This window comes from Bacillus paranthracis, from assembly GCF_001883995.1.
In the GTDB taxonomy this organism is placed as follows: domain Bacteria; phylum Bacillota; class Bacilli; order Bacillales; family Bacillaceae_G; genus Bacillus_A; species Bacillus_A paranthracis.
The window spans coordinates 54,386-80,230 of the sequence record NZ_MACE01000045.1 but is presented as its reverse complement, the minus strand read 5'-3'; the positions used below and the strand labels follow the sequence as shown (position 1 = coordinate 80,230).

The window sequence follows — 25,845 nt, the reverse complement described above, 5'->3', positions numbered from 1 at the left end:
TTTGTCTAGCATCATAAAATAAAAATTGACGTTTCACGTTGTTTGTTTCGTTCAGTTTTCAAAGAACTACTTAGTCGCTCATTTGCGACTTCCTTATGTTAACATCTTCGTTTTTCGATGTCAACTAAGTTTTTTAATTTCTTTTTTATCGTTTTCTGCGTTTCCGCATCAGCGACGGTTATTAATATATCATGCAGTACATACATGGTCAATACTTTTTATAAAAAAATTTCACATCCCGTTAAAAGTTTAAAAACATGTTTCAAAAATCATTATAATCTCCCTTCCTTCTGCATTTCATATCTTATCACTTTACCATATTTCTGTACGATAGAAAATTCTAAATTTTATGTTATATTATTGTTATAGGAGCGTGGTGAGAATGAGCATTAAGTATTCAAACAAAATCAATAAAATCCGGACCTTTGCATTAAGTTTAGTATTTATCGGCCTCTTCATTGCATACTTAGGAGTCTTTTTCCGTGAGAACATTATTATTATGACAACATTTATGATGGTTGGCTTTTTAGCTGTTATCGCTAGTACAGTCGTTTATTTTTGGATTGGTATGTTATCTACTAAAACTGTACAAATTATTTGTCCAAGCTGCGATAAACCTACAAAAATGCTCGGTCGTGTCGACGCATGTATGCATTGCAACCAACCTTTAACAATGGATCGAAATCTAGAAGGAAAAGAATTTGATGAAAAATATAATAAGAAGAGCTATAAATCATAGGCACATATGAGTACAGTAAGGAAAATGTATCCTTACTGAGCTAAACATTAAAAGGTGATTTCTTGGTTAAGAAATCACCTTTTGTATTTATTCTTAATTAAATTAGATCTCCACTGAACATTTTAACTCCTTCTGAACCTAACGTAATTCCCATATATAATAAAGAAAGAGGTTGACGTAAAGCCGTCAGCCTCTTTCTTTATTATATATTACGCCTTATGACACTCTGGACAAACGCCATAAATTTCTAAGCGATGACTATTAATAACGAAGCCTGTTGTTTTTGCAGCTTCCTCTTCAAGTTGTTCCAAACCTCCATAAGGAAAATCAACAATTTTACCACATTTTTCACAAATCACATGATAATGTTGACTTGTAACATAATCAAATCTACTTGAAGCGTCTCCATAAGTTAATTCCTTTACAAGCCCAACCTCTTTAAATACACGTAAGTTATTATAGACAGTTGCAACACTCATATTTGGAAACTTACCTTCTAATGCTTTATAAATATCATCCGCTGTTGGGTGCGTCATTGATTCCACAAGGTACTCTAAAATAGCATGACGCTGTGGAGTAATGCGTACACCCGTATTTTTCAGCATTTCTAGCGCTTCTTTTAATTCTTCTTTGACCACCGTCATGCACCCCGATTCTATACGGATTATTATTTTATAATTCTTATAAAGAGTGTACTCCTTTTCTTATAAATCGTCAATATTTCTACTATAAGTATGTGGTTTATTTTTGTATATAGCCTTATTCTTATGTATCTTTCCCTATTTTTTATGCATTTACAATAGAAAAAAAGTGCGACATAATCGCACTTGGAATACTATCATCTGAGGAGGTATGCCCTACACTTCACTTTATGTAAGACAATAAAATATGTATAGACACTCGCCTTACTTCTATATATTTTATCTCCACAATGGATTTACTTTATATAAGAAAGAACATCTTCAATATGTCCCTTCACTTTCACTTTACGCCACTCTTTTACAAGCTCACCGGCTTTATTAATCAGGAATGTAGAGCGCTCAATTCCCATGTACTCTTTCCCAAAGTTCTTTTTCAATTTCCAAACATCGTATAATTCTGCTACTTTATGATCCTCATCTACTAAAAGTGTAAATGGAAGTTCATGCTTCTCAATAAATTTCAAATGTCTATTTGCCGAATCCGGACTCACTCCAAGAATAACCGTGTCCTTCTCTTGAAATAATCCATAAGAATCACGGAAATCACACGCTTCAGTTGTACACCCTGGAGTCATATCTTTCGGATAAAAATATAGAACTACATTTTTCCCACGAAAATCAGCTAAGCGAACTTGTTCCCCGTTACTTCCCTCTAATGTAAATTCTGGAGCCATTTCCCCTACTATAACCATTGTTATCACTCCTATTCTTTTCTTTTACTATAACAAATGCCATCTTATTTTTCATTGTCTATTACAGACCTCATCACGAAAGCAAACGGTAATGTATATCCAATTAGCGCTTCTCCAATTGCAATCCACCGCCCAATTCCAATTGGAGATATATCACCATATCCAACAGACAATAAAGTAACTGCGCTAAAATATAAACAAATTTCAACGAGTTGAAAAGAGTGAGCGTTTAAGCTTTCTCCATCCTCTTTCAAAACTGCAAAACCCATTTCTTCTAATACAACATAACTTAATCCAAACGCAATTAGTACAGTTGTATAAATCAAAAATAATGTGGCTAGATTATACAGCGAAAAAAAACGCGTTGAATCTGAATAGGAACTCCATAACAATTGGACACTTCTCAAAATAGCAATTGCTACAATTAATAGAATAAATCCCCATAACATGTCCTCCACCTCATTTTATATGTATGAGACAGCCATTGGATTTATCCCTTAGAAACAAACAAGCTTTTATAATTAATTCCCTGCACCACGGTACCTTTTTACCCCTTGATTCCAAAGAGTAATTGCAATCGTAAAACAGATAACACCAACGAGCGGTGTTGCAAATGCATAGCTATTCCACTCTGTTTTTCTTAAAAAGTACGCTGCTGGATACACTCCGACAAACGCAAATGGTAAGACAAACGTTAAAATGAAGCGAATCACACGGTTATAAATATTAACAGGATAGCGGCCATAATTCCCTATGTTATACATTAGCGGCATAATCGAACTTTTCGCGTCCGACCAAAAACCAAGACTTGCAAGGGTAACAAATATTCCTCCGTATACAAGTGCGCCCCCTCCTACCATCAACAAGAATAAGAAGATATCGTACCAGTAAAAAGATAATTGCAACTCCACTGCTGCGTAGCCCATTACAATCATTCCCGTAATTGCTCCAATTAAAGATTCAAGCTCCATTCTTTCTAAAATAATTTGAAATAAACTATGAATCGGTCTCGTTAATATGCGATCCATTTCTCCTTTAATAATGTAACGATCATTAAAGTCCCATATGTTAAAGAAAGCTGAGAAAATGGCAAACGGCACTAAAAAGAAACCATAAATAAAGATGACTTCTTCTCTACTCCAACCTTTTAATGCTTGCGTATGTCCAAACACAACAAGAATAAAGATTAAATTAACAGCCTGTAGTGATAAATCAGAAAGTAATCCAACGATAAAATCGCCCCGATACTCCAATTTTGTTTTTATATATTGACTTGCATATTGCAAAAATAGTTTTATATATATCATCTCATCATCCCCCTTGTACAATTAGACGTTTTCTCGCCGTTCTCCACATGAGTACAATCGGAATAATAAGTACAATGGCCCAAATTACTTGGAATAATAATGCCTCATACAATTTACTTCCTTGTATACCTTCTGAGAAAATCATACTCGGAATATAACTAATAGCCTGAAACGGTAAAAACATCATTGCCTTTTGGGCCCATAACGGATAAAAACTAATTGGTAATAATAGACCTGAAAACAAATCAATAACAACACGTTTTGCATACATAATTCCACTATTATTAAATAAGAAGAATGTGAGCATTCCCGTCATTAAATTAATTTGTGTATTAATAATAAAACTAAATATTAAAGATAAGAAGAAATATAACCACGTTTGAAAGTTCGTTGTAATTTGCAATGAAAATAATAAGGTAACGATGACCATACCCGGAATGGAAAAGAAGGCAAAGCGAAATATTCCTTCACCAAGACCTTGCATCACTTTCATCCCTAAATAGTTATATGGACGTATCAGTTCTACCGCTACACGTCCTTCTTGAATCTCCATCGCAATTTCCCTGTCTATATTATTAAAATAAAAAGCACGTGCCATCCACGCAATTGCGATATACGTAGTCATTTGCGAAATAGATAAACTTTCAATATTCTCTTTTCCGCTATAAATTGCTTGCCATAAAAAATAATACGCACCGATATTAATCGTATAAATTAAAATCCCGCTATAATAATTTGTGCGATACGCAAGCATCATTAAAAAGCGAATTCGAATCATTTCAATGTACTTACCCATGTTTAATACCTTCTTCATAAATGTTACGAATAATTTCCTCTGTAGACACTTCGTTAATTTTTAAATCTTTAATTTGAAAGGCTTGTACCACTTTAGAAATAAGCATTGAAATAATAACTTCTTCATTCGGTATTTTGGCAATCCACGCGTTTTCCTCTTTCGCTTTCGACCAAACGACATGACTATCTGGCATAACCATTGATAAAGCCTGATAGGAAACTGGTGCGACAAACTGAAAATGTATTTCCTTCTCTGCTCCCCACTGCGTACGAAGATTATGTAAAGAACCGTCATACATAATATTTCCTTCATCCAGCATGATAACGCGCTCACATAATGCTTCAATATCAGTAATATCATGGGTTGTTAATAAAATTGTTGTTTTATAACGTTCATTCATTTCTTTTAAAAATTCACGTATTTTCAATTTCACAAGTACATCTAGCCCAATTGTTGGTTCATCTAAAAATAATAACGGTGGATTATGAATTAATGCCGCCGCTAATTCACAACGCATTCTTTGACCTAAAGATAACTTTCGAACTGGCTTGTCTAACAAAGGACCAATATCTAACGTTTCGATTACGTGCTCCATATGTTCCTTATACTGAGCGTCTGAGACACCGTACACTTTTTTTAATAAACGAAACGATTCTTGCACGGCAATATCCCACCAAAGCTGCGAGCGTTGACCGAAAACAACACCAATTGTTCTTACAAATTCTTCCCTCTGCTTATGTGGGTTCATCCCATTTACTAAAATGTCTCCTGATGTCGGAGTCAAAATTCCCGTAAGCATTTTAATTGTCGTTGATTTACCGGCACCGTTCTCACCGATATATCCAACCATTTCACCTTGTTTCACAGTAAAAGATACATCATTTACTGCTGGTACTATTTTATAATTACGATTTAATAAATCGCGAAATGCACCCTTTAAACCTGGACGACTTGAATAGGCTGTAAATTCTTTACGTAACCCTTGTACCTCAATTACCGATTTCATAACCGGACCCCCTTCCTAAATGTCACAACGAATAGTTTACCCAACTGCCTTCTCTATCACAAACAATACGTCTTTTCGAAAAACATGTTAGAATAATACATAGATTTTTGTAAGGAGATGAATGGTAGTGAAATTCACAAAATCAGAAGCATTACATAAAGAAGCTTTAGAACATATCGTTGGCGGTGTTAATAGTCCTTCTCGTTCTTTTAAAGCAGTTGGTGGCGGCGCTCCTGTTGCTATGGAACGTGGAAAAGGTGCTTATTTCTGGGATGTAGACGGAAATAAATATATCGATTATTTAGCAGCATACGGTCCTATTATTACTGGACATGCTCACCCGCACATTACGAAAGCAATTACAACAGCTGCTGAAAATGGTGTACTTTACGGAACTCCAACAGCGCTAGAAGTAAAATTTGCAAAAATGTTAAAAGAAGCAATGCCTGCATTAGATAAAGTTCGCTTCGTAAACTCTGGTACTGAAGCTGTAATGACAACAATTCGTGTCGCTCGCGCTTACACAGGCCGCACAAAAATTATGAAATTCGCTGGTTGTTACCACGGTCATTCTGATTTAGTACTTGTAGCAGCTGGATCTGGCCCTTCTACACTAGGAACTCCTGACTCAGCGGGTGTACCACAAAGTATCGCTCAAGAAGTTATTACCGTTCCATTTAATAATGTAGAAACTTTAAAAGAAGCATTAGATAAATGGGGACATGAAGTAGCAGCTATTCTTGTAGAACCAATCGTTGGAAACTTCGGTATTGTAGAGCCAAAACCTGGCTTCCTTGAGAAAGTGAATGAACTTGTTCACGAAGCTGGTGCACTAGTAATTTATGATGAAGTTATTACTGCTTTCCGCTTCATGTACGGTGGTGCTCAAGACTTACTTGGCGTAACACCAGACTTAACAGCGCTTGGTAAAGTTATTGGCGGCGGACTTCCAATCGGTGCTTACGGTGGTAAGAAAGAAATTATGGAACAAGTTGCCCCTCTTGGACCTGCATATCAAGCTGGTACAATGGCAGGAAATCCTGCTTCTATGGCATCTGGTATTGCTTGTCTAGAAGTTCTTCAACAAGAAGGGCTTTATGAAAAATTAGATGAACTTGGTGCAATGCTTGAAAAAGGAATTTTAGAGCAGGCTGAAAGACATAATATCGATATTACATTAAACCGCCTAAAAGGCGCTTTAACTGTATACTTCACAACAAATACAATTGAAGATTACGATGCAGCACAAGATACAGACGGAGAAATGTTCGGTAAATTCTTCAAGCTTATGCTGCAAGAAGGAATTAACTTAGCACCTTCTAAATACGAGGCATGGTTCTTAACGACAGAACATACAAAAGAAGATATTGAATATACAATTGAAGCTGTAGGTAGAGCATTTGCTGCTTTAGCAAACAATAAATAATCCCGCCATTAAAAGGAAAAAAGAAAGCACACCTTTCTTTTTTCCTTTTTTCTATTTCATAAATCCCTCATTAATAGTATAATTATTCATAATTATCTGTTTAATTTTATTTTATATCCTTACTATCTTTTGTATACAAGGCTGCTCACGCCTCAAATAGTAAGATTATTCAAACTTTCATAAGAGGGGGGATTGACGGATGCTCAATAAAACAAACACATGGACACCGTCTTTATTTCGAGATTACAAAAATGCGGAACACGATGCGTGTGGAATCGTTTCCGTTATGGAGAAACGAAAAATTCCTACAAAAGAAAATATTGACCTTTGCATACAATCGCTCGTCAAAATGAATCATAGAGCTGGTTTCATTAATGGCGAAGGCGATGGAATCGGTATTCACATTGATGTACCAAAATCACTTTGGAATGAAAAATTAAAAAGTAGCGGATATAATCCAACGATCGTGGATCATCCCCACTTTATCGTTGGACATTTTTTTCTAAACAAAAACGAAAATATAGTTAATTTAAAAAATCATATTCGTACACAACTAAATAACGAAAACTTTGCAATTCTTTTCGAAAGTGATGATGTAATCAACTCCGATGCACTCGGTCCACTTGGTAAACAAGAAGAACCTTTATTTTGGCAAGTTGCTCTTATCGCAGAAAATGAAGTTACAAATATTGAGCAAACATTATTTACAGTAACGATAAAAATAGAAGAAAATGAAGCGATTCATGTTGCTTCCTTAAGTCGTGATCACGTTGTATATAAAGTTCTCGGTGCTGGGGATACACTTGTTGCCTATTACAATGATTTACAACACCCACTTATTGCTTCAACTATGACACTAGGACATAATCGCTATTCTACTAATACATTATCTAACTTCTTTCGTGTACAACCATTTAGTATCCTCGGACATAATGGTGAAATTAACACAATTGCAAAATTACGCGATCAAGCTGAAATGATTCACGTTCCACTTACTGCTGGGGGCAGTGACTCCCAAGATTTAAACCGCACCTTAGAAACTCTACTTGTTCAATACAACTACAGTTTATTTGAAGCAATGGATATACTATTCCCGCCAATTATTAATGAAATTAAACTTTATGAACCACATTTACAAGATTTATATACGTATATACGTGAAGCATGGGGCCATTTTGCACAAGGTCCAGCTGGCATTATTTCACGTTATAAAGATGAAGCTGTTTTCAGCGTGGATTCCCTCGGGCTACGACCAGTATGGAAAGTAGAGACAGAAAGCTCTTATATTTTCTCTTCTGAACCTGGAGTTGTATCCCCAACTGAATATGTAGCAGAACCAAAACCACTCGCTCCAGGGGAAAAAGTCGGACTAAAGTGGAATGAACAAGATGAGCTTGTTCTTTATGAATATGACAAATACCAAGCTCAAGTATATGACCGTTTTAAAGAACGAGTGGATACTAAAGATTATCATTTAAACTTATCTACCCCTGAAACGAAAGAAATCCAAGGATTATGTGATTCTATGCAAGTTGACACAAAACAATACGTTGCTTTCGGATGGGATCGTGAACATATTCAGCTTCTTGAACAGATGGCAACAAAAGGTGTTGAACCAATTCGCTCACTTGGGCATGACTCACCACTCGCTGCACTTGATACTGATAGACGAAATATCGCTGACTTCATTAAGGAAAGTGTAGCTGTTGTTACAAATCCAGCAATCGATCGCGATCGAGAAGTTGAACACTTCTCCACCCGAACGATACTTGGCAAACGTCCAAGTTTATTGGCTGATGCTAAACAGCCATTTGTAGTTGAGATGCTTTCCCCAATCATTTTAGAAGGAAGTGTAGCACAATCTATTGTAGAAGAATTACACACAATTACGTACGAGCAACTTATACAACTATTCAATACTCATAGCTCTATCGCTACAATCTCTGCTACATTCAGTCAGGCAGAAACTTTACAATGTGCCTTAAGTCGAATTAGTTCTGAAGCGATAACAGCCGTGAACGATGGAGCTTCCCTATTATTAATAGACGATGCTGACGCTCACCTAAATGGACGATTATGGATTGATCCGCATTTAGTTACCGCGAAAGTACATCATGTATTAAGCGAAAATAAATTACGCCGAAACTGCTCTCTCGTTATACGTTCTGGTGCCCTTCGCTCCTTACACGATATCGTCACACTGTATGGATTAGGAGCAGATAGTATCAATCCATATTTACTATTTGCAACCGTAAATGATGGGACAAAAACACCAATTACGAATTTATATCATGCACTTAATAAAGGACTGGAAAAAGTCATTTCAACAATTGGAATTCATGAATTGCGTGGTTACGGTCGCCTCTATTCTTCTATCGGGTTACATGAAGAAATCGCAAATATATTGCAAATTACAAATTTCTTAGGTTCAAATGATTTAGCTTTTTCTCTTGAATCACTTGCTGAAGATGCACAAATGCGAGCGAACGATTATAACAATCCTAAAGTTAGAATGCGAAAATCTTTTCATATATTCCCGCGAATTTGGAAAGCAATCGGCGATGTTGCAAAGGGAAACTCTTATGATGATTACCGTGAAAAATTAAGTGAATTAGAAGAAAATAACCCAATCGCAATTAGACATCTTGTTCAAACGAAAGAAACAAAACATGTCGTTCCGGCTGAAGAAGTGTCCATCAGTATTCAAAATCATGATTTACCATTTATTATTAGTTCCATGTCATTCGGTTCTCAAAATGAAATTGCCTTTCGTGCATATGCAGAAGCAGCTGATCAGCTAAATATGATTAGTTTGAACGGTGAAGGCGGCGAAATTAAAGATATGATTGGAAAATATCCACATACACGTGGACAACAAATCGCGTCCGGACGATTTGGCGTAAACGCCGAACTACTCAATTCATCAAACTTAATTGAAATAAAAATTGGGCAAGGTGCCAAGCCTGGTGAAGGTGGACATTTGCCAGGTTCAAAAGTAACAGCCAAAATCGCTGAAGCGCGTAATGCTACAATTGGCTCTGATTTAATTTCACCTTCTAACAACCATGATATTTATTCCATTGAAGATTTGGCTCAAATGATTACAGAAATTAAAACGGCTAATCAGCTTGCAAAAGTAGCTGTAAAAGTTCCTGTCGTCCCTAACATTGGAACAATTGCTGTCGGTATCGCTAAAGCTGGTGCTGATTTTATTAACATTAGCGGATTTGATGGTGGTACAGGTGCCGCACGTATTCACGCATTGCAACATGTAGGGCTTCCTGTAGAAATTGGTGTGAAAGCCGCTCACAATGCTTTATTAGAAGCAAATATGAGACATAAAGTAGAAATTTGGGCTGATGGTGGTATTCGAAGTGTGAATGATGCCTTGAAAATTATGCTCCTTGGAGCAAACCGCATTGGATTTGGTACATTATCCATGATTGCAATTGGCTGTACAACTTGCCGCGGATGTCATCTAGATACTTGCCACGTTGGAATCGCAACACAGATTGAATCTGAAGCTCAAGCGAAAGAACACGGATTACGCCGCTTCGTCCCGCGTGAATTAGAAAGCGCCGTGGCTGGATTATTACATTTATTCACTACTTTTGGCGAAGAACTAAAACGATTAACAGGAAATCTCGGCTATACAAATTTACAAGAAATTGTCGGGCGTTCCGATTTATTAGAACAAGTTCGAGGCAAAAATTTATTAAACTTATGTAATTTACTACAAACGATAGAACATCCATCTGGTACAAAAACAGAACACGTACTAGAAAAACAATTTGAAACAATTCATTCTCCTCATTCAAAAGAATTAGTAGGCGTTGGCGTAGAGCAACGCGTTATGGGTGGTCTAGAATCTTGTTATCGCGTTCGTAGTAAATTATATGAAGACACGAAGCTTGAACCACTTACATTAAAGTATACGAATGGCTCGATTCCTGGAAATGGATTAGGTGCTTACAATAGTGAGAACTTATTTATACACGTAAACGGCGGCGCACAAGATGGTATTGGTAAAACCTCCTTTGGTGGTGGTATTTATATAACAAAAGCAAAAGGAAAAGACGGTCTATATTATAACGGTTCTGTCGGAAAAGGTTTTGGATACGGTGCACAAAAAGGGGCGCTATACGTTCAAGGTAACGCTGATGCTCGCGCTGGCATTCGCCTCTCTGGAGCAGACATGATAATTGGCGGACGCATGATAAAGCCACTCCGCGAAAAAGAACAAGGGAATATAGGAGCATACTCTAATATTAAAGGTTTCGCTTTTGAATATATGACAAATGGGCGTGCGCTTGTTTTAGGAGATCCTGGTCCATGGATTTGTGCTGGTATGACTGGCGGTGTTGTTTATTTACGCCATGATTCAAGCTTAGGTTTAACAGAACAGGCCTTAAAAAGAAGAATCGCAAAAGGAGCAAATGTTACATTACAACCACTTAGTAAAAATGGTGTGCAAGATGTGACCGAGTTATTACTAGATTATATCCGTGTATTAAATGAACATGAGCAATACGAGGAAGTTGCTTTATTGACACCGTTATTCGATGATATGCAGCAACAGTTTTTTGAAATCATCCCGAAAAAAGAGCAGGCTGATCCATCTATCTCAACAGAGTGATATGCCTAATTTTCATCTTCAAGAAAAAAATTGACGAAGTACACTTCTCATAGTAATCTATAGTAACAATTTGAAACCTGCTGAAATTCAGCAGGTTTTTTTACTAAAAATTGATGTTTAAAAAGAATTAGGAAAAAGTATAAAATGAATCTTAATTTCTTATTAACGTCACTAAAATATCACTTGCTAACATATTGTAATGAATGTATAGTATCATGTTGTACATTCATTATGACAAGAGAAAGGATCTTATTAAGGGTATGAAACTTGGTGCTCGCATTTTAAAAACGGGTATTGCCATCACATTAGCTTTATTTGCTTGTATTTTACTTAACTTACCGAGTCCAGTATTTGCGGGAATCTCAGCTATCTTCGCTGTTCAACCGTCTGTATACCGTTCGTATTTAACTGCACTTGAACAAATTCAAGCAAACGTCATTGGTGCGGTATTCGCTATCGCATTCGCTACTGCTTTTGGACATAATCCTTTTATTATTGGATTAACATGTATATTAGTAATTGCTCTTACATTGCAATTACGATTAGAAAACACAATATCAATTGCTTTAGTAACAGTTATCGCTATTATGGAGTATCAAGGTGAAGATTTCTTTAGTTTTGCCTTACTTCGATTTGCGACGATTATGGTTGGAATTATTGCGGCTTCACTTGTAAATTTAGTGTTTATGCCGCCAAAATACGAAACAAAGTTATATCATCGCATCGTTGATAATACCGAAGAAATTGTAAAATGGATTCGAATGAATAGCAGGCAAGCTTCTGATTTTACAACATTAAAAACTGATATTGATCGTATGAAAGAAAAAATGATCAAACTAAACCATTACTATTTGCTGTATAAAGAAGAAAGAAGCTATACGAAAAAAGTAAAGTTCGCAAAAATTCGTAAGCTTGTTTTATTCAGACAAATGTTAGCGACGACAAGTCGTGCTTTAAGTACGTTAAAATCATTACATCGTACTGAAAACGAACTGCGCTATATGCCAGAAGAATTCCAGGAATCTATTCAGAACGAACTTGATTCATTAACACATTATCATGAACAAGTTTTATTAAAATTTATTGGTAAAGCAAAAAAACAACAATCCGTTGAAATGCTTGATGAAGTTGAAACAGGTAAACAGGAATTAATTGATATCTTTATGGAATATCAAAACAAGGATGATGAAGAGGCATATAAAACATGGCTACATCTCTTCCCTCTTATTTCTGCTATTATTAACTATAGTGAAGAAGTAGAGCATTTAGATTTACTTGTGGATAGCTTCTACACATACCATAAACCAGAAGCAGAACTCAAAATCGATGATAAAAAAGAAGACGAATAAAAAACAGCTCCTTTTACGCTAAAGGAGCTGTTTCTGTTATATGTTGAAGTTGATATAAATTGTGGTAATATCCTCTTTTTTTCATTAATTCTTCATGAGATCCTGTTTCTTTAATTTCACCATCTTCAATGTAAATAATCGTATCCACATGCGTAATCGTCGCCAATCGATGTGCAATTATGATCGTCGTTCGATCAGCAGCTAACGTTTGAAGCGCCTCTTGAATATATCGTTCATTTTCTAGATCCAAAGCGGAAGTCGCTTCATCTAATATAAGTAACGATGGATTCTTTAAAAACACGCGTGCAATCGCTACACGTTGCCTTTGCCCACCAGATAACTTCACACCGCGTTCCCCGACGACAGTATCATAACCATCAGGTAACTCAATAATAAAATCATGAATTTGCGCAGCTTTGGCAGCTGCAATTACTTCTTCCTCTGTAGCTTTCGGATTCCCATATAAAATATTTGCCCCGATTGTATCGCTAAATAACAAATTATCTTGCAGTACAATTCCAATATGACTACGTAAATTTCTCATATCATACTTTCTAACATCTATCCCATCTACATAAACTGTGCCTGAAGAGACATCATAGAAACGCGGGATTAAACTAGCAAGAGATGACTTCCCTCCCCCACTCGCTCCTACAAGTGCTACCTTCTCTCCTGGCAATATAGTTAACGAAAGGTTATGTAATACCTCTTTTTCATCCGAGTTGTAACGAAAAGATATATTATCAAATATCACTTCACCATTTAATTTTTTCGTTTGTACCGCACCTTGTACATTCACAATATCGTATTTTTCGTCTAACAGTTCAAACACCCGATCCATCGATGCGAAAGACTGTGTTAATGTCGTAGAGGAATTGACAAGGCGGCGAAGTGGACTATACAAACTATCCATATATCCAACAAAGGCAACCATAGTTCCTAAGGTTAACTGCCCCTGAATCACTTCATACGCCGCAAAACCAATCACGAGTAACGGCCCTAAATCTGTTAACGTATTTACTGCCGAAAATGTTCTCGCCGTCCAACTCGTATGTGTTAACGCTTTCGTCAAAAATTCATTATTTCTTTTTTCAAATTGCTTCCCTTCATACTCTTCTAATGCAAAGCTACGTGTCACTTGCATCCCTTGAATACGTTCATGTAAATACCCTTGCATCGTTGCTAACGCTTGTGAACGCTCTTTCGTCAATTTTCGAAGACGCCCGAAAAAATATTTCACTGCCACTACATAAATAGGTAAAATTAATAGCGCAACAAATGTCAATTTTATATTCATAGAAAACATAACAATGATAGCGATAGCAATTGTTGCCGTGTCTAACCAAACATTCATCAAACCAGTAATTACAAAATCCTTCGTTTGTTCTACATCATGAATGACACGCGAAATAATCTCCCCTGTTTTTGTATTCGAATAATAACGTAAACTCAACTTTTGTAAATGACCAAAAATATGTTTTCGCAAATCATATAGTATTGTATTTGCGATACGCTGCGCAAAATATTGACGATAATATTCAATCGGTGGTCTTAACACTGCAAAAATAAAAAAGGCAATCCCAATCGCTGTTACTAGTTGGGACGTCTTATCTTGAAGTGACCCTCCGCCCTGAATGACATCATCAATAATATACTTTAATAACCACGGCATAATGAGCGGGATGCCGAATTTAACTAGACCAATCATAATCGTAATAGCAATAAGCCATCGATATGGTTTAACAAATTGCAAATATCTTTTTATACCTTGCACATAATCCCCCCTCTAATAGGACAAACCTGCGGGGAAATCCCCTGCAGGTTTGTTTTAATTTCTGTACATTAAATATCTCTCATACCACATATCTACAAAGTCTGGTGCGAATGGCCCTTTTCTTTGATGAATCCATTGTGTTAGTTGTGCTACATTTCGTTTTAAAATCGTATCAATTACAGGTGGATATTGCATAATTTGACTATGTTTTTCATATTCATCTTCATCTAAAAGTGTATATGTCATATCTGGATACACTTTAATATCTAAATCATAATCAATATACTTTAACGCTTCAGAATCATATGCAAAAGGTGAGCTTAAATTACAATAATAATATACGCCCTCTTCCCTTAACATTCCAATCACATTAAACCAGTAGTTTGCATGAAAATAACAAATTGCTGGTTCACGAGTAATCCATGTTCGGCCATCTGATTCTGTCACTACTGTACGATCATTTGCTCCGATCACAAGACTTTGTGTCCCTTTTAAAATCGTTGTCTCTTCCCACATTCTATGAATGGAGCCATTATGTTTATAACTATGTATTTGTACTTTTTCTCCTTCTTTGGGAAATCCCATATATGCTCCCTTCCTTCAACTGCAAATGCCCTTTGAACTGCATTCACTTTTTTTCTATTATAACTTTTTTGTCGAAATTTTAAAACTAAAGCGATAAGACTCTATATTTTACACTGAATACGATATCCTTAATCCTATTAAGAAACAAGGATCTTCGCTTAACATTTTATAAAGGAAGAAATGAGAATAAAAAAAGTCCTTCCTCATTTCCATGTACAGAAGGACCTTTCACCTAAAGGCAACAATATATCTTATCCTAAATTTGAAATCATTTTTTCAGTTTCAAAAGATTGAATCACACTATTTGTTTGCTCTTCAAATTTCTCATGTAATAGCTTGAGCGCTAATTCTGTTCTATATATTTCTTGGCGGATAAAATGTAATTCCTTTTTATCGCACGTATCCTTTTCGCTCATTTCAATTTGCTGATACTTCTCTAGGTGAGCTTGTAACTTCAACAACTCATCCATCGTTTCCAATTGCTCTCCTACCAACTTATCAAAATCGTTCATTACTTACCCCCTTTTGGACTTATTTATCATTTATTATTCCTCATTACATATTTCTAATCTTTAACTTCCTTCTCCTTTGACTACATTTGTTGACTTATTAGAAGTTATGTCGTTCATTTTATTTTCATTCCCATGACCAAAGCACAAAGAAAACACTTCTCTCGAATTAGAGAAGTGTTTTTCTTTCATTACTGATTTGAACTAGAAGATTGTGATTGTTTTGCAGCTGATTGTGCATTTTGTTTTTTCACAGCATGCACGTCTGTTTCAGTTGCAAATTCAGTACCATAACTAGCGTTTGCACTTTGTGCACCAGAAGCTTGTGCTTTCTTCGCTTCTGATTGTGCGTTTGCTTGTTTTACTGCTTGCACATCTGTTTCAGTTGAAAACTCTGTACCATAACTAGCATTTGTACTTTGAATGCTAGCACCAGAAGTTGCCTTGTTATAACCTTGTTGTTTTTTACTCATCTTTCTCACCTCCACAATCAATAATGTAACCAATTCAACTAGAAGCTATCCGTAATTTTCTTTTGAAAAAATTCCGCATATATCTCTTGTTACTCATTCAAACTATAGAAAATGGAGGTGGGAATATGTATGTAGGACGCGATATGACTGAACTAACGATGGTTTCAAAAAGTGAGTGGAAAGAAGATGAATTGGCTTATTTTCATCATTCATTACAACAGATTTTGCCGTATTTAAATGCAGAAGGTCAAAGTATCTACAAAGAAATTGTAATAGAAATTGAATCAAGAGGCGGCTTACAAGAAGGTGATGCTAGTTGGACTCATGGGACAAAAATTTCTTACGATTAAAAAAGTGTTCCCAACCTGGGAACACTTTTTTTGTTTATCCCGCTTTAATGGGCAGTAAGACCCCCACCTCAAAATGTAGCGAAAGCAAAGAAGTGAGGTGGGGGTCGGGCTGCCCATAAAAGTCCGATTGGTGAGGGCTGATAATCAGTGGGGGATGAAGAAAACCCCCACTGATTAAAGTTTCACTTTATTGCATTGTAATTTTCTCAACACAATTCTCATAAATCGTACGATGTGATTTAGAGAAAGGTAACTGCTCAAATGCTTCTTTCGATACAAATTTCAATGTATCTGTTTCAACGATATCACCAGTTACTTTTCCGTAAAATACGAATATATCCCATGTGCGATGTGTAAATGTATGTTGTACATTCATTGCGTATTCATCAATAGAAATCGAGAGCTCAAATTTTTCTTTCATATAATCTGTAAGCTGTTCTTTCTGACTTCGAATCCCTTCGCCAAGTTCAATATTCGGAAACTCCCACATGTTAGCTAATAAACCGGTACTTGGACGTTTATTAATGACGTAACGACCATCTTCAGTTTGAAGTACTCCTGCAACGATCGGTACCATCGTAGGGGCTTTCGCTTTACTTTTTACTGGTAATTCCTTTTGAACACCTTCAGCATATCCCCTGCAATGCTCACGTACAGGACAAAGTAAGCATGCTGGATTTTTAGGAATACAAATCAATGCTCCTAATTCCATCAAACCTTGATTAAAATAAGATGGATTTTCAGCCGAAATAATTTCACGCACAATCTCTTCAAACACTTTTCTCGTTTTTGGTTTTGCAATGTCATCCCATACTGATAAAATGCGAGATAATACACGCATAACATTTCCGTCAACTGCCGGCTCTGGTATACCATATGCGATACTTAAAATAGCACCTTTTGTATAGGGACCGACTCCCTTTAATTTCTCAATCTTCTTTACATCACTTGGCACAATCCCGCCATATACTTCTTTTACTTCTTTTACGGCTGCATGTAAATTTCGCGCTCTAGAATAATAGCCTAAACCTTCCCATGCTTTTAACACTTCTTCATCATCAGCATTTGCCAAAGCTTCTAGAGTAGGAAACTTCCCCATGAAATTTGCGTAATATGGTTTTACAGCTTCTACCCTAGTTTGCTGCAACATAATTTCCGAAACCCAAACACGGTATGGATCTTTATTTTTACGCCACGGTAAGTCGCGTTGCTCTTTTTCAAACCAACCAATTAAATCATTTTGAAACTGCTCTATGTTAAAATTATTTAATATTTCAAGTGTCAAACTTGGTCCCCCTCATTTTTTTGCATATAAGTACTATTATAAAGATTTTAGGAAAAAATTTAAGTAAGATGACATAGGAAATAGAAGGCAAAGGACTTGAGGTATCGAATAAAAAGAGTTACATTAATAAAAAACGGAGGTGGATTTCTATGGACACAGCCACTCACCTTGTTATGGGCGTTACTCTAGGCAGTTTGGCCACGTTAGATCCAGCCATAGCACAAAGTGATATTGGGCCACAAGCAGTTATGCTTGCTACAATTGCCGGCTCCAATATTCCTGACATCGATACAGTTTTAAAATTGCGTAATAACGCTAAATATATAAGAAATCATCGTGGGATTACTCATTCCATTCCTGCAGTGATTCTTTGGTCTTTCCTTATAAGTGGCATCTCTTTCGCCTTCTTTTCAGACGCTCCATATTTGCATCTACTACTTTGGTCCTTTATTGCCGTCTTTCTTCATGTCTTTGTAGATATTTTTAATGCCTACGGTACACAAGCATTACGGCCCTTCACAAAAAAATGGGTAGCGCTCGGCATCATTAATACATTTGATACCGTCATTTTCTTTATCCATATACTCGCAATTGCTTGTATGCTCGTAGGTTCCCATAAAGGATATACTGCCTTAGCAGCGTATATATTAATGATTGTTTACTACATCGGACGGATTATGATGCATAGAAATATAAGAAGTGTTGTACAAAAACGTTTCAAAAATGTTGAGAAGATAATCATTTCTCCTTCTTATCGATTTTATCATTATCATTTAGCAGTCGTTACAACCGATTATTACTACGTTGCTAGATGGCATCGTGGTAACATTATGATCTATGATAAGTTCGATCGGGTACCGTTCCCAGATAATGCTATTATGCGCGCAGCTAAACAAGATGAAAACATCTCAGCATTTTTATCTTTCTCCCCTGTATATCGCTGGGACATTTTCGATTATGATCATTATTATGAAGTTCGATTCATTGATTTGCGATATCGTAGTAAAGACTATTATCCATTCGTTGCGATCGTTCAACTCGATCATAATTTAAATATTATTAGTTCCTATACAGGATGGATTTTTAGTGAAGAAAAACTTCGAAAAAAACTGGAGTTACTTCCACATTAAAAAAAGCGACTTCAGTCGCTTTTTTTAATGTTTCAAATGATCTTCTTGATTGATTAAATGGCTATATTTCGGATTATTTGTACGCATTTCATGAAGGCGTCCTCCATGATTATTAATCCATGATCGCACAACTTGTTCAGTCATTTCTTCTCCTTGATAACGACCTGATTTCGCATAAGTCGTTTGAAAATCTTCCCACAGTAATTCAACCCAAGCACGCGCTTGTGCGTAAGAAAGCTTGTCATTTTTGTCTAATAGTTCTTTCGTTAATGCTTCATAAATATCATTCATGTTCTAGTCTCCTTTACCTAATTATCCCTTCATTTCTAAAGGATAGTTTCTTCTATTTTGCACATTCTATAATTGATACTTCTTCAAGAGGTATCAACTGATGATGAGGAGGGCGTTCGCAATGGGTAAACAAGCCGAATTTTGGTCTGAGTCAAAAAACAACAGCAAAATCGACGGTCAACCGAAAGCGAAATCACGCTTCGCTTCGAAACGACCTAACGGCACAATTAACACGCACCCACAAGAACGTATGCGTGCTGCAAATCAGCAGGAAGAGTAGTAACAAAGTAACTTAACTTCCTACACGAGGTGATAAAGATGAGCTACCGTGATCGCTTAGATAGTCGTTCTGAATTATTTAACCATACGTGGACTCGTCCGAAACATGCAAAAGCGCAAGTTAACGGACAGACGCAACAAACCCAGTCTCTCATTATATTGGCGAATGAATGTAAAAAACGCCAATTTTAGAATCTCCTATCTCCTGTAACGCCTACCAAAGATGAAAACCAGAGAGATATTCGCTCTCTGGTTTTTATTTTTCTTGCAATAAAGAAATCGGTATTCCAATCTCTTCATTATCATTTTGCTTATGTCCCCAAGCAAATACCCCATTGAAATACGTAATTTCAAATAATATACCAGGTTCTTCTACTAATTCATATGTCTCACCGATATGGAATTTGTTTATGTCAGTCATATAAGCGCGAGCCATTGCTATCTTTCGCATTAATACATCGAACTCATTTACAATTCCAAGTTGCTCAGCTTTTATCGCTTGCTCTTTCAAAACCCCAATTTCTTCCCTTAGCTCATATGGTGTCATTTCACTGTAGCGTTTTGGCATATTCATTTTATTCCCTCATCCCTCTTCGCGTTTCATTTGCAAAAATATCTCTATCTCATCGATAGAGAATCCTTTGCGATATAACGCTTGTTTCATCTTATTTTCAAATGTCCATCCATCATACTTCTTATATTTCTCATAGTATTTATTCCCATGATAGTGTAACGCTTCTCGTTGCTTTTCGTCATCTTTTTCGTCTTTCAATTCTTCTAAACAAATTTGAATCACATCTCTAGAATATCCTTTACGAACCAGCATTTCGTCTAACTTTAGCTTCATTTGTAAAAAGGAATGCTTTTGATAAGATTTCTTCTTCTTTTCTATAAGAATTAAAGCATTCTCAATTTGCTTTTCCTTCGGATATTCTTGTAAACTATGCGTAATAATTAAATCCTGAACACCTTTATTTAACAACTCTCTTTTAATAACCGTTGGACCTTTTCGATTCACATTACTTTGCGTTCTCGTATATAAAATAGCATACTCTTTATCATTAATATATCGGTCATGTAATAATTTCGAAACGACCTCAGAGATGATGGCTTGTCCAACTTCTTTTTTTCGTAAAAAATCTTCTATTTCTAGTTTCGTTCTCATTTGATAGGATAAATAGGAGATTGCTTGTAAATATGCTTTTTGTACCTCTTCATTGTACAAAATATTTCCTAAAGCTATTTCATCAATTTCTAAGCCTTTTTGTAATCCATGTTTTATTAAGATTACTTCATTGACACTAAATCCGTATTCTTCACCTTGACCTTTATCGATATAAATATTAAACCGTTCTTTCGATCGTTTTTGCACTTCTATTTTTGTAATGACAGCCATACTCTCACCTCTCTATTATTTTAACATAGTCAAGGAACGTTTTTGCTTTTCAAGAATATATATAATGAGGAGGAAATAATTGTGAAAATCGCAATTTCTGGTGGTACCGGCTTTATAGGTAAATACCTTTCTACCTTTTTTATTCAAAAAGGATATACTGTTTACATTCTCTCACGAAAAAAAACTGCTGAAACTTCCGATCCTAACCTTCAGTATGTACAATGGACACCAGATTTACAAACCTTCCCCCTCTCTTCTATTGATGTAGTTATTAATCTAGCTGGAGAGTCTATTAATAGTAGATGGACAAAGAAACAAAAGAAAGTCATTTTAAACAGTAGAATTCAAACAACAAAAGGACTCATTAAACAATTGCAGGCACTCCCTACAAAACCACACACATTTATTAACGCAAGTGCAATTGGATACTATGGAACGTCTGAAACCGAGTCTTTTACAGAACAGCATGTGACTCCTGGAAATGACTTTTTAGCAAATACAGTATATTCATGGGAACAAGAAGCATCTAAAGCACGTGCTCTCGGAATACGGACAATCTACGCAAGATTCGGAGTCGTATTAGGTCCAGACGGAGGAGCCCTTCCAAAAATGCTACTTCCCTATCAATTCTATATCGGAGGTACAGTTGGATCTGGAAATCAATGGTTATCATGGATTCATATAGACGATGTCGTTCGCATGATTGATTTCATCATACACAAAGAAGAAATTGATGGACCTCTTAACATTACAGCTCCTGATCCTATAAGAATGAAGGAATTTGGAGAAATCATTGCAACTATAATAAAAAAACCTCATTGGTTACCTGTCCCTTCATTTATGCTTCATGCTTTATTAGGCGAGATGAGCATACTTGTACTAGAAGGGCAACATGTATTACCTAGTAAAGCAATTGAGTATGGGTATCAATACACATTTCCGTCAATAGACCATGCATTACAAAATATACTTTCGCATACAATGTAGTACTTCTAAAACACAGTTTTACAGAGGGCCCTTTCAAAACTTTTATTTTCTAGCATCCGGAGCATTATTACACAAATAATCTTTCAGTTACTTTCCCTTACATTCCATTAACATTATAAAGTAACAGAAATGAGGTACCTATGAAAATATTGCTCAAACAAGCCATTGTATATCCTATTACATCCCAAAAATTTCAAGGGGATGTACTCGTTATAGGAGAAAAAATTGCTGAGGTCAAGCCTTCCATTCAACCTACTCAAGATATGACAGTTATAGACGCACGTGCTCTTCATCTCTTACCTGGATTTATTGATGTCCATACCCATCTTGGTCTCTATGATGAAGGTACTGGTTGGGCTGGCAATGATGCAAATGAAACGTCTGAAGTTTCAACACCCCATATTCGTTCTTTAGACGGAATCCACCCTTTGGATATTGCATTTCAAGATGCGGTACAAAATGGAATTACAACTGTTCACGTTATGCCAGGAAGTCAAAACATCATCGGTGGTACGACTTGTGTAATAAAAACAGCCGGAACTTGTATTGATCATATGATCATTCAAGAACCTGCTGGCTTAAAGATTGCCTTTGGCGAAAATCCTAAAAAAGTCCATAGTAATGGAACAAAAGAGTCCATTACGCGTATGGGAATTATGGGATTACTTCGGGAATCATTTTATGAAGCACAGCACTACGGGCATGAAGCAGATTTTCGAATGCTTCCTATTTTAAAAGCATTACGCCGTGAAATACCCGTACGTATCCACGCTCACCGAGCAGATGATATTAGTTCCGCTCTACGCTTTGCAACAGAGTTCAATCTTGATTTACGTATTGAACATTGTACAGAAGGACACTTTATTGTTGAAGAACTTTCAAAACACAATTTGAAGGTTTCAGTTGGCCCCACGCTTACACGCCGTTCTAAAATCGAACTAAAAAATAAAACATGGGATACTTACCATATATTATCAAAAAATGGAGTGGAAGTTTCCATCACAACAGATCACCCCTATACACCCATTCAATATTTAAATGTTTGTGCTGCTGTCGCAGTAAGGGAAGGATTAGACGAAAAAACTGCACTAGAAGGAATCACTATATTTCCAGCGCGAAATTTACGTTTAGAGGATAGAATTGGAAGCATTGAGGCTGGAAAAGACGCTGATCTTGTGCTCTGGACCCATCATCCTTTCCATTATTTAGCCAAGCCTGTACTAACTATGATTGATGGAAAAATAATTTACAAAAAAAATAAAAAAAACTAGTTTATTTTTTTGACTAGATAAAGTATTATACGATTATAAACTGAATGAAACCATAATCAATTTGTGTCGTGATTATCATTTTCAAATTGATGAATGGGGAAGGCAAATGGTGCGCCACCAGCGTTAGAAACTGGTTCTAGTGGGTTCGATTCCCACCCCGAAATTTTTTAAAGATTGATATAAAAATTTCGAGGGTGGGGTGTTTTTTCGTCATGCTACCCTCGTGTGAGGAGGAGTTAGTATGTTGAAAAAACGCGACTTACACGACAGCCACGTTCTATACGAGTTAATGGTGGATCCAGCTGTCTTCCCTTTTGTGCGTCAAAAGGCTTATTCTTATGAGGAATATTTATTTTTAACGAAACAAACGATTGAAGCTGAAGAGCGTGGGGAATTAATTTCACGCACAATTTTAGATGAATGGGGTAACCCTATCGGAACAATTACTTTATTTGATGTGCAAGAAAAAGCCGGATTCCTTGGAACATGGCTTGGCAAACCTTATCACGGAAAAGGCTACAATAAATTGGCAAAAGATTCATTTTTTAGCGAACTTTTCTACGAGTTAGATATTGAAACGATCTTTATGCGTATTCGCAAAATAAATATTCGTTCTATTAAAGCTGCAGAAAAATTACAATATGTAAACCTAGCAAACGAAACAAGAAAAGCCGTTTATGATGAAATTAACGCAAATGAAGAAGTATATAACTTATATGAAATTCCAAAAGATCAATATACACTTGCTACAATGCGAGATACAACGTTCCAAGATTCTCATCACTTAAAAGAAGCATAATCTAAATTTTCAGAAATAATAATTAACCATTAACATTTTGATATATACGTATATCACCCCATGTCTTTGGAAACGATAAATAGTGACTTTAGGACACGAGGTGATTTGTAATGGATAAAAAGAAACGTGATAAAGCAAAAAACGCATTATCTAGTACACAAGAAGTTCTCTACCAACGAGAATTTCGTAAAGCAGATCGCGCAGCGGGTTATCGCTCGAAAAGTATTTAAAGTGAGAATGAATAATTAGAAGTTCTCCCCCCCTAATTATTCATTCTCATTACATATTTTTTCTACGTGATAGAGTAGGAAAAAGGTTCCTTATAAATAAGGAACCTTTTTTATGTGGATAACGTTATCCACATAATTTATAGAATTGTGAATAAATTAGGCAAACCTTTCACCAGTTTATATATCGTAACGCACATCAAATGTTAGAATTGTGGATATTTTTCTAAAAATTGTGGATAATGTGGATATAGTTGTTAATATTCCGACTTTACTGTTTAATGAAAGCGCACTCTTCATGTGGATAAGTCTTTATCTTCGAAAATAATAAAGAACCCTCTTTAAACATACAAAAGAGGGTTTCATATTAAGTAAATGATTGTGCAAGAGCAGGTGATTTAATAGGTATATGATTCGGTTCTACATGGTTTTCTGCCAAAATTGTATCCACAATATGATCAGCTGGCTCTGGACGATAAATGCTTTTCATCGCTTCTTTCATTTGAAGAAGCCTCATATCATCTTGTAATAACGCCTCTGTTTTTGCAAAAACCTCACTATCATCACGAATGACAACTGCAGCCCCTTTTCTTTCAAAGTACATCGCATTTTCATTTTCTTGTCCTGGAACAGGCTTATATAAAATGACAGGTACTTGCAATGCTGCCGCTTCACTTAACGTAATACCGCCTGGCTTTGTAATCATACAAGAAGTAACACGGAATAGTTCATCAATATTTTCTACATAACCAAATACTTTTAATGCATCAGGATTTTTTTCCTGTAACCCTAACAAATCCTGTTTTAACGCTTCATTTTTCCCACAAACAACAACTACTTGTAAATCAGGTACTGACATAAATGATTGGCATAGTTCTTTTACACTTCCTAATACTCCATGAGCACCTGCTACAATTAGTAAAATCTTTTTATTCTTACATAACTGATATTTATTATATATAATATCTGAATTGATCTTTAACTCAAAACTACTACGAATCGGAATTCCAGTTTCAACAATTTGCTCCGCAGGCACACCAATATCAACCATAACTTCTTTTACGTGATCAGTTGCTACAAAATAACGATCTACTTCCCGATGAATCCATATTTTGTGCACACAGAAATCCGTTAATACGTTATACACAGGAATTGAAATACCTGTTTGCTTTTTTAATTCTGGTACAGCTATAATCGGAAACGTATTAATAACAATATCCGGTTTCTCCGCTTGTAAAAGTAATTTCAAACGTTTTCTTCCAAAATTAGCATACCAAGATGCTATTTTTTTATCATAAATTTTTTCCACGCCATAATAAAACAAGCGGTACAATTCTTTTCCTATTGTATAACTTTTTAAATATAAATATTTTGTAATATCGGTTATAACCGGATGTGATTCTCCGAACAAATCGCATACAATTACATCTTTAATTCCTTTTTGGCGAAATGTTTGTTCTAATGTTTTCGCTACTTGCACATGACCGTTTCCGTAATGTGCAGTTAATATTAAAACCTTGGGGTTTTTTATCAAACAAATCCACTCCTAGCTTATTGTTTCTCCATATTGCATATACGACAATAGGAAAAACATTTTCCTTAAAAATTACATAAACAGACTCTAATATTTCTCTTTCAGCTATGTACCTGTCGTGGATATGCAAAGCATATAAGATTGACCCCTTAATCCTATCTGTGCTCATATCTTTACATTATACTTTCCTATAAGAGCTTTCGCAATAACTTACAAATGTTCTCTATTCCATGATACTCACTCTTTTACTTCTTAATTCTTTTTACTATTTTGATTTCCCTTTACAATTATGTAAATTTCTCC

At 35.9% G+C, this 25,845-nt stretch carries 27 protein-coding genes; 12 read left to right on the top strand and 15 right to left on the bottom strand.

Annotated elements, in window-relative coordinates; genetic code table 11:
• Positions 1-382 precede the first annotated feature (382 nt).
• Positions 383-739, top strand: a complete 357-nt coding sequence (locus BAQ46_RS16790; RefSeq protein ID WP_000025063.1) for a YgzB family protein — start codon at positions 383-385, stop codon at positions 737-739.
• A gap of 209 nt (positions 740-948) precedes the next feature.
• On the opposite strand, the gene perR is transcribed toward BAQ46_RS16790, so the two are convergent.
• From perR to BAQ46_RS16760, 6 genes are all read right to left on the bottom strand, one after another.
• Positions 949-1,377: a peroxide-responsive transcriptional repressor PerR gene (gene perR / locus BAQ46_RS16785; protein WP_000237831.1), complete on the bottom strand. Its 429-nt coding sequence runs from the start codon at positions 1,375-1,377 to the stop codon at positions 949-951.
• A gap of 299 nt (positions 1,378-1,676) precedes the next feature.
• Entirely contained in the window at positions 1,677-2,132 is a 456-nt protein-coding gene (gene bcp, locus BAQ46_RS16780) for a thioredoxin-dependent thiol peroxidase (protein WP_000237200.1), read from the bottom strand.
• 44 nt (positions 2,133-2,176) lie between these two features.
• Complete coding sequence (locus BAQ46_RS16775) at positions 2,177-2,581, bottom strand: potassium channel family protein (RefSeq protein ID WP_000964357.1); 405 nt, start codon at positions 2,579-2,581, stop codon at positions 2,177-2,179.
• Positions 2,582-2,653: 72 nt separating this feature from the next.
• Complete coding sequence (locus tag BAQ46_RS16770; RefSeq protein ID WP_000639354.1) at positions 2,654-3,439, bottom strand: ABC transporter permease; 786 nt, start codon at positions 3,437-3,439, stop codon at positions 2,654-2,656.
• A gap of 4 nt (positions 3,440-3,443) precedes the next feature.
• On the bottom strand, positions 3,444-4,235 hold the full coding sequence (locus BAQ46_RS16765) for an ABC transporter permease (protein ID WP_000521517.1): 792 nt from the start codon (positions 4,233-4,235) through the stop codon (positions 3,444-3,446).
• On the bottom strand, positions 4,228-5,241 hold the full coding sequence (locus tag BAQ46_RS16760) for an ABC transporter ATP-binding protein (RefSeq protein ID WP_000843642.1): 1,014 nt from the start codon (positions 5,239-5,241) through the stop codon (positions 4,228-4,230). Before BAQ46_RS16760 ends, BAQ46_RS16765 begins: the two co-directional genes overlap by 8 nt.
• Positions 5,242-5,362: 121 nt before the next feature.
• On the opposite strand from BAQ46_RS16760, the gene hemL reads away from it, so the two are divergent.
• From hemL to BAQ46_RS16745, 3 genes are all read left to right on the top strand, one after another.
• Positions 5,363-6,667 carry a glutamate-1-semialdehyde-2,1-aminomutase gene (hemL, locus tag BAQ46_RS16755; protein ID WP_074542681.1) on the top strand — a complete coding sequence of 435 codons (1,305 nt, stop codon included), beginning with the start codon at positions 5,363-5,365 and terminating at the stop codon, positions 6,665-6,667.
• 199 nt (positions 6,668-6,866) lie between these two features.
• Entirely contained in the window at positions 6,867-11,303 is a 4,437-nt protein-coding gene (locus BAQ46_RS16750; RefSeq protein ID WP_016716391.1) for a glutamate synthase-related protein, read from the top strand.
• A gap of 260 nt (positions 11,304-11,563) precedes the next feature.
• Positions 11,564-12,652 (top strand): aromatic acid exporter family protein, encoded by a 1,089-nt coding sequence (locus tag BAQ46_RS16745; RefSeq protein WP_000765784.1) that lies wholly within the window; start codon positions 11,564-11,566, stop codon positions 12,650-12,652.
• 13 nt (positions 12,653-12,665) lie between these two features.
• On the opposite strand, the gene BAQ46_RS16740 is transcribed toward BAQ46_RS16745, so the two are convergent.
• The 4 genes from BAQ46_RS16740 to BAQ46_RS16725 form a co-directional block, all read right to left on the bottom strand.
• Positions 12,666-14,426, bottom strand: a complete 1,761-nt coding sequence (locus tag BAQ46_RS16740; protein WP_016716390.1) for an ABC transporter ATP-binding protein — start codon at positions 14,424-14,426, stop codon at positions 12,666-12,668.
• Positions 14,427-14,480: 54 nt separating this feature from the next.
• Positions 14,481-15,011: a nucleoside tri-diphosphate phosphatase gene (ntdP, locus tag BAQ46_RS16735; RefSeq protein ID WP_000506628.1), complete on the bottom strand. Its 531-nt coding sequence runs from the start codon at positions 15,009-15,011 to the stop codon at positions 14,481-14,483.
• A gap of 251 nt (positions 15,012-15,262) precedes the next feature.
• Complete coding sequence (locus BAQ46_RS16730) at positions 15,263-15,523, bottom strand: YgaB family protein (RefSeq protein WP_000997582.1); 261 nt, start codon at positions 15,521-15,523, stop codon at positions 15,263-15,265.
• Positions 15,524-15,711: 188 nt separating this feature from the next.
• Positions 15,712-15,993 carry a gamma-type small acid-soluble spore protein gene (locus BAQ46_RS16725; protein WP_000039045.1) on the bottom strand — a complete coding sequence of 94 codons (282 nt, stop codon included), beginning with the start codon at positions 15,991-15,993 and terminating at the stop codon, positions 15,712-15,714.
• A 125-nt stretch (positions 15,994-16,118) separates the two neighbouring features.
• On the opposite strand from BAQ46_RS16725, the gene BAQ46_RS16720 reads away from it, so the two are divergent.
• A complete protein-coding gene (locus tag BAQ46_RS16720) occupies positions 16,119-16,343 on the top strand; it encodes a hypothetical protein (RefSeq protein ID WP_000289263.1) in 225 nt (74 codons plus the stop codon).
• A 187-nt stretch (positions 16,344-16,530) separates the two neighbouring features.
• Here the strand turns inward: BAQ46_RS16720 and mutY are convergent, their stop codons facing one another.
• A complete protein-coding gene (gene mutY, locus BAQ46_RS16715) occupies positions 16,531-17,628 on the bottom strand; it encodes an A/G-specific adenine glycosylase (RefSeq protein ID WP_000171405.1) in 1,098 nt (365 codons plus the stop codon).
• Between the two features lie 149 nt (positions 17,629-17,777).
• Between mutY and BAQ46_RS16710 the strand changes: the two genes are divergently transcribed.
• Positions 17,778-18,758: a metal-dependent hydrolase gene (locus BAQ46_RS16710; protein WP_000379131.1), complete on the top strand. Its 981-nt coding sequence runs from the start codon at positions 17,778-17,780 to the stop codon at positions 18,756-18,758.
• A gap of 24 nt (positions 18,759-18,782) precedes the next feature.
• Here BAQ46_RS16710 and BAQ46_RS16705 read toward each other — a convergent pair whose 3' ends face one another.
• Positions 18,783-19,049 carry a YfhJ family protein gene (locus BAQ46_RS16705; RefSeq protein ID WP_000998157.1) on the bottom strand — a complete coding sequence of 89 codons (267 nt, stop codon included), beginning with the start codon at positions 19,047-19,049 and terminating at the stop codon, positions 18,783-18,785.
• A gap of 121 nt (positions 19,050-19,170) precedes the next feature.
• Between BAQ46_RS16705 and BAQ46_RS16700 the strand changes: the two genes are divergently transcribed.
• A complete protein-coding gene (locus BAQ46_RS16700) occupies positions 19,171-19,329 on the top strand; it encodes a small, acid-soluble spore protein K (protein ID WP_000517891.1) in 159 nt (52 codons plus the stop codon).
• Positions 19,330-19,367: 38 nt separating this feature from the next.
• Complete coding sequence (locus BAQ46_RS16695; protein ID WP_000122093.1) at positions 19,368-19,520, top strand: YpzG family protein; 153 nt, start codon at positions 19,368-19,370, stop codon at positions 19,518-19,520.
• A 64-nt stretch (positions 19,521-19,584) separates the two neighbouring features.
• Here the strand turns inward: BAQ46_RS16695 and BAQ46_RS16690 are convergent, their stop codons facing one another.
• Positions 19,585-19,902, bottom strand: coding sequence for a YfhH family protein (locus BAQ46_RS16690; protein WP_001057035.1), 318 nt, complete (start codon positions 19,900-19,902; stop codon positions 19,585-19,587).
• A gap of 9 nt (positions 19,903-19,911) precedes the next feature.
• On the bottom strand, positions 19,912-20,724 hold the full coding sequence (gene recX / locus BAQ46_RS16685) for a recombination regulator RecX (protein WP_000268522.1): 813 nt from the start codon (positions 20,722-20,724) through the stop codon (positions 19,912-19,914).
• An 81-nt stretch (positions 20,725-20,805) separates the two neighbouring features.
• Between recX and BAQ46_RS16680 the strand changes: the two genes are divergently transcribed.
• The 4 genes from BAQ46_RS16680 (at position 20,806) to BAQ46_RS16665 (ending at position 24,011) form a co-directional block, all read left to right on the top strand.
• Positions 20,806-21,711, top strand: coding sequence for a TIGR01777 family oxidoreductase (locus BAQ46_RS16680; protein ID WP_000684394.1), 906 nt, complete (start codon positions 20,806-20,808; stop codon positions 21,709-21,711).
• A gap of 140 nt (positions 21,712-21,851) precedes the next feature.
• Positions 21,852-22,982 carry an amidohydrolase gene (locus BAQ46_RS16675; RefSeq protein ID WP_000698303.1) on the top strand — a complete coding sequence of 377 codons (1,131 nt, stop codon included), beginning with the start codon at positions 21,852-21,854 and terminating at the stop codon, positions 22,980-22,982.
• Positions 22,983-23,223: 241 nt separating this feature from the next.
• Entirely contained in the window at positions 23,224-23,781 is a 558-nt protein-coding gene (locus BAQ46_RS16670) for a GNAT family N-acetyltransferase (RefSeq protein ID WP_000914738.1), read from the top strand.
• 110 nt (positions 23,782-23,891) lie between these two features.
• Entirely contained in the window at positions 23,892-24,011 is a 120-nt protein-coding gene (locus tag BAQ46_RS16665; RefSeq protein ID WP_000358480.1) for a YfhE family protein, read from the top strand.
• Positions 24,012-24,375: 364 nt separating this feature from the next.
• On the opposite strand, the gene BAQ46_RS16660 is transcribed toward BAQ46_RS16665, so the two are convergent.
• Positions 24,376-25,542 carry a diglucosyl diacylglycerol synthase gene (locus BAQ46_RS16660; RefSeq protein WP_000594702.1) on the bottom strand — a complete coding sequence of 389 codons (1,167 nt, stop codon included), beginning with the start codon at positions 25,540-25,542 and terminating at the stop codon, positions 24,376-24,378.
• Between the last annotated feature and the right edge of the window lie 303 nt (positions 25,543-25,845).

Excerpts from the sequence above, each read along its gene's own strand:
- hemL (WP_074542681.1), top strand. The coding sequence starts at position 5,363 with ATGGTAGTGAAATTCACAAAATCAGAAGCATTACATAAAGAAGCTTTA.
- bcp (WP_000237200.1), bottom strand. The coding sequence starts at position 2,132 with ATGGTTATAGTAGGGGAAATGGCTCCAGAATTTACATTAGAGGGAAGT.
- BAQ46_RS16670 (WP_000914738.1), top strand. The coding sequence starts at position 23,224 with ATGTTGAAAAAACGCGACTTACACGACAGCCACGTTCTATACGAGTTA.
- BAQ46_RS16745 (WP_000765784.1), top strand. The coding sequence starts at position 11,564 with ATGAAACTTGGTGCTCGCATTTTAAAAACGGGTATTGCCATCACATTA.
- BAQ46_RS16770 (WP_000639354.1), bottom strand. The coding sequence starts at position 3,439 with ATGATATATATAAAACTATTTTTGCAATATGCAAGTCAATATATAAAA.
- recX (WP_000268522.1), bottom strand. The coding sequence starts at position 20,724 with ATGGCTGTCATTACAAAAATAGAAGTGCAAAAACGATCGAAAGAACGG.
- BAQ46_RS16705 (WP_000998157.1), bottom strand. The coding sequence starts at position 19,049 with ATGAATGATATTTATGAAGCATTAACGAAAGAACTATTAGACAAAAAT.
- BAQ46_RS16750 (WP_016716391.1), top strand. The coding sequence starts at position 6,867 with ATGCTCAATAAAACAAACACATGGACACCGTCTTTATTTCGAGATTAC.
- BAQ46_RS16710 (WP_000379131.1), top strand. The coding sequence starts at position 17,778 with ATGGACACAGCCACTCACCTTGTTATGGGCGTTACTCTAGGCAGTTTG.
- BAQ46_RS16775 (WP_000964357.1), bottom strand. The coding sequence starts at position 2,581 with ATGTTATGGGGATTTATTCTATTAATTGTAGCAATTGCTATTTTGAGA.
- ntdP (WP_000506628.1), bottom strand. The coding sequence starts at position 15,011 with ATGGGATTTCCCAAAGAAGGAGAAAAAGTACAAATACATAGTTATAAA.
- BAQ46_RS16700 (WP_000517891.1), top strand. The coding sequence starts at position 19,171 with ATGGGTAAACAAGCCGAATTTTGGTCTGAGTCAAAAAACAACAGCAAA.
- BAQ46_RS16760 (WP_000843642.1), bottom strand. The coding sequence starts at position 5,241 with ATGAAATCGGTAATTGAGGTACAAGGGTTACGTAAAGAATTTACAGCC.
- BAQ46_RS16730 (WP_000997582.1), bottom strand. The coding sequence starts at position 15,523 with ATGAACGATTTTGATAAGTTGGTAGGAGAGCAATTGGAAACGATGGAT.
- BAQ46_RS16675 (WP_000698303.1), top strand. The coding sequence starts at position 21,852 with ATGAAAATATTGCTCAAACAAGCCATTGTATATCCTATTACATCCCAA.
- BAQ46_RS16765 (WP_000521517.1), bottom strand. The coding sequence starts at position 4,235 with ATGGGTAAGTACATTGAAATGATTCGAATTCGCTTTTTAATGATGCTT.
- BAQ46_RS16695 (WP_000122093.1), top strand. The coding sequence starts at position 19,368 with ATGAGCTACCGTGATCGCTTAGATAGTCGTTCTGAATTATTTAACCAT.
- BAQ46_RS16690 (WP_001057035.1), bottom strand. The coding sequence starts at position 19,902 with ATGAATATGCCAAAACGCTACAGTGAAATGACACCATATGAGCTAAGG.
- BAQ46_RS16720 (WP_000289263.1), top strand. The coding sequence starts at position 16,119 with ATGTATGTAGGACGCGATATGACTGAACTAACGATGGTTTCAAAAAGT.
- BAQ46_RS16665 (WP_000358480.1), top strand. The coding sequence starts at position 23,892 with ATGGATAAAAAGAAACGTGATAAAGCAAAAAACGCATTATCTAGTACA.
- BAQ46_RS16790 (WP_000025063.1), top strand. The coding sequence starts at position 383 with ATGAGCATTAAGTATTCAAACAAAATCAATAAAATCCGGACCTTTGCA.
- BAQ46_RS16725 (WP_000039045.1), bottom strand. The coding sequence starts at position 15,993 with ATGAGTAAAAAACAACAAGGTTATAACAAGGCAACTTCTGGTGCTAGC.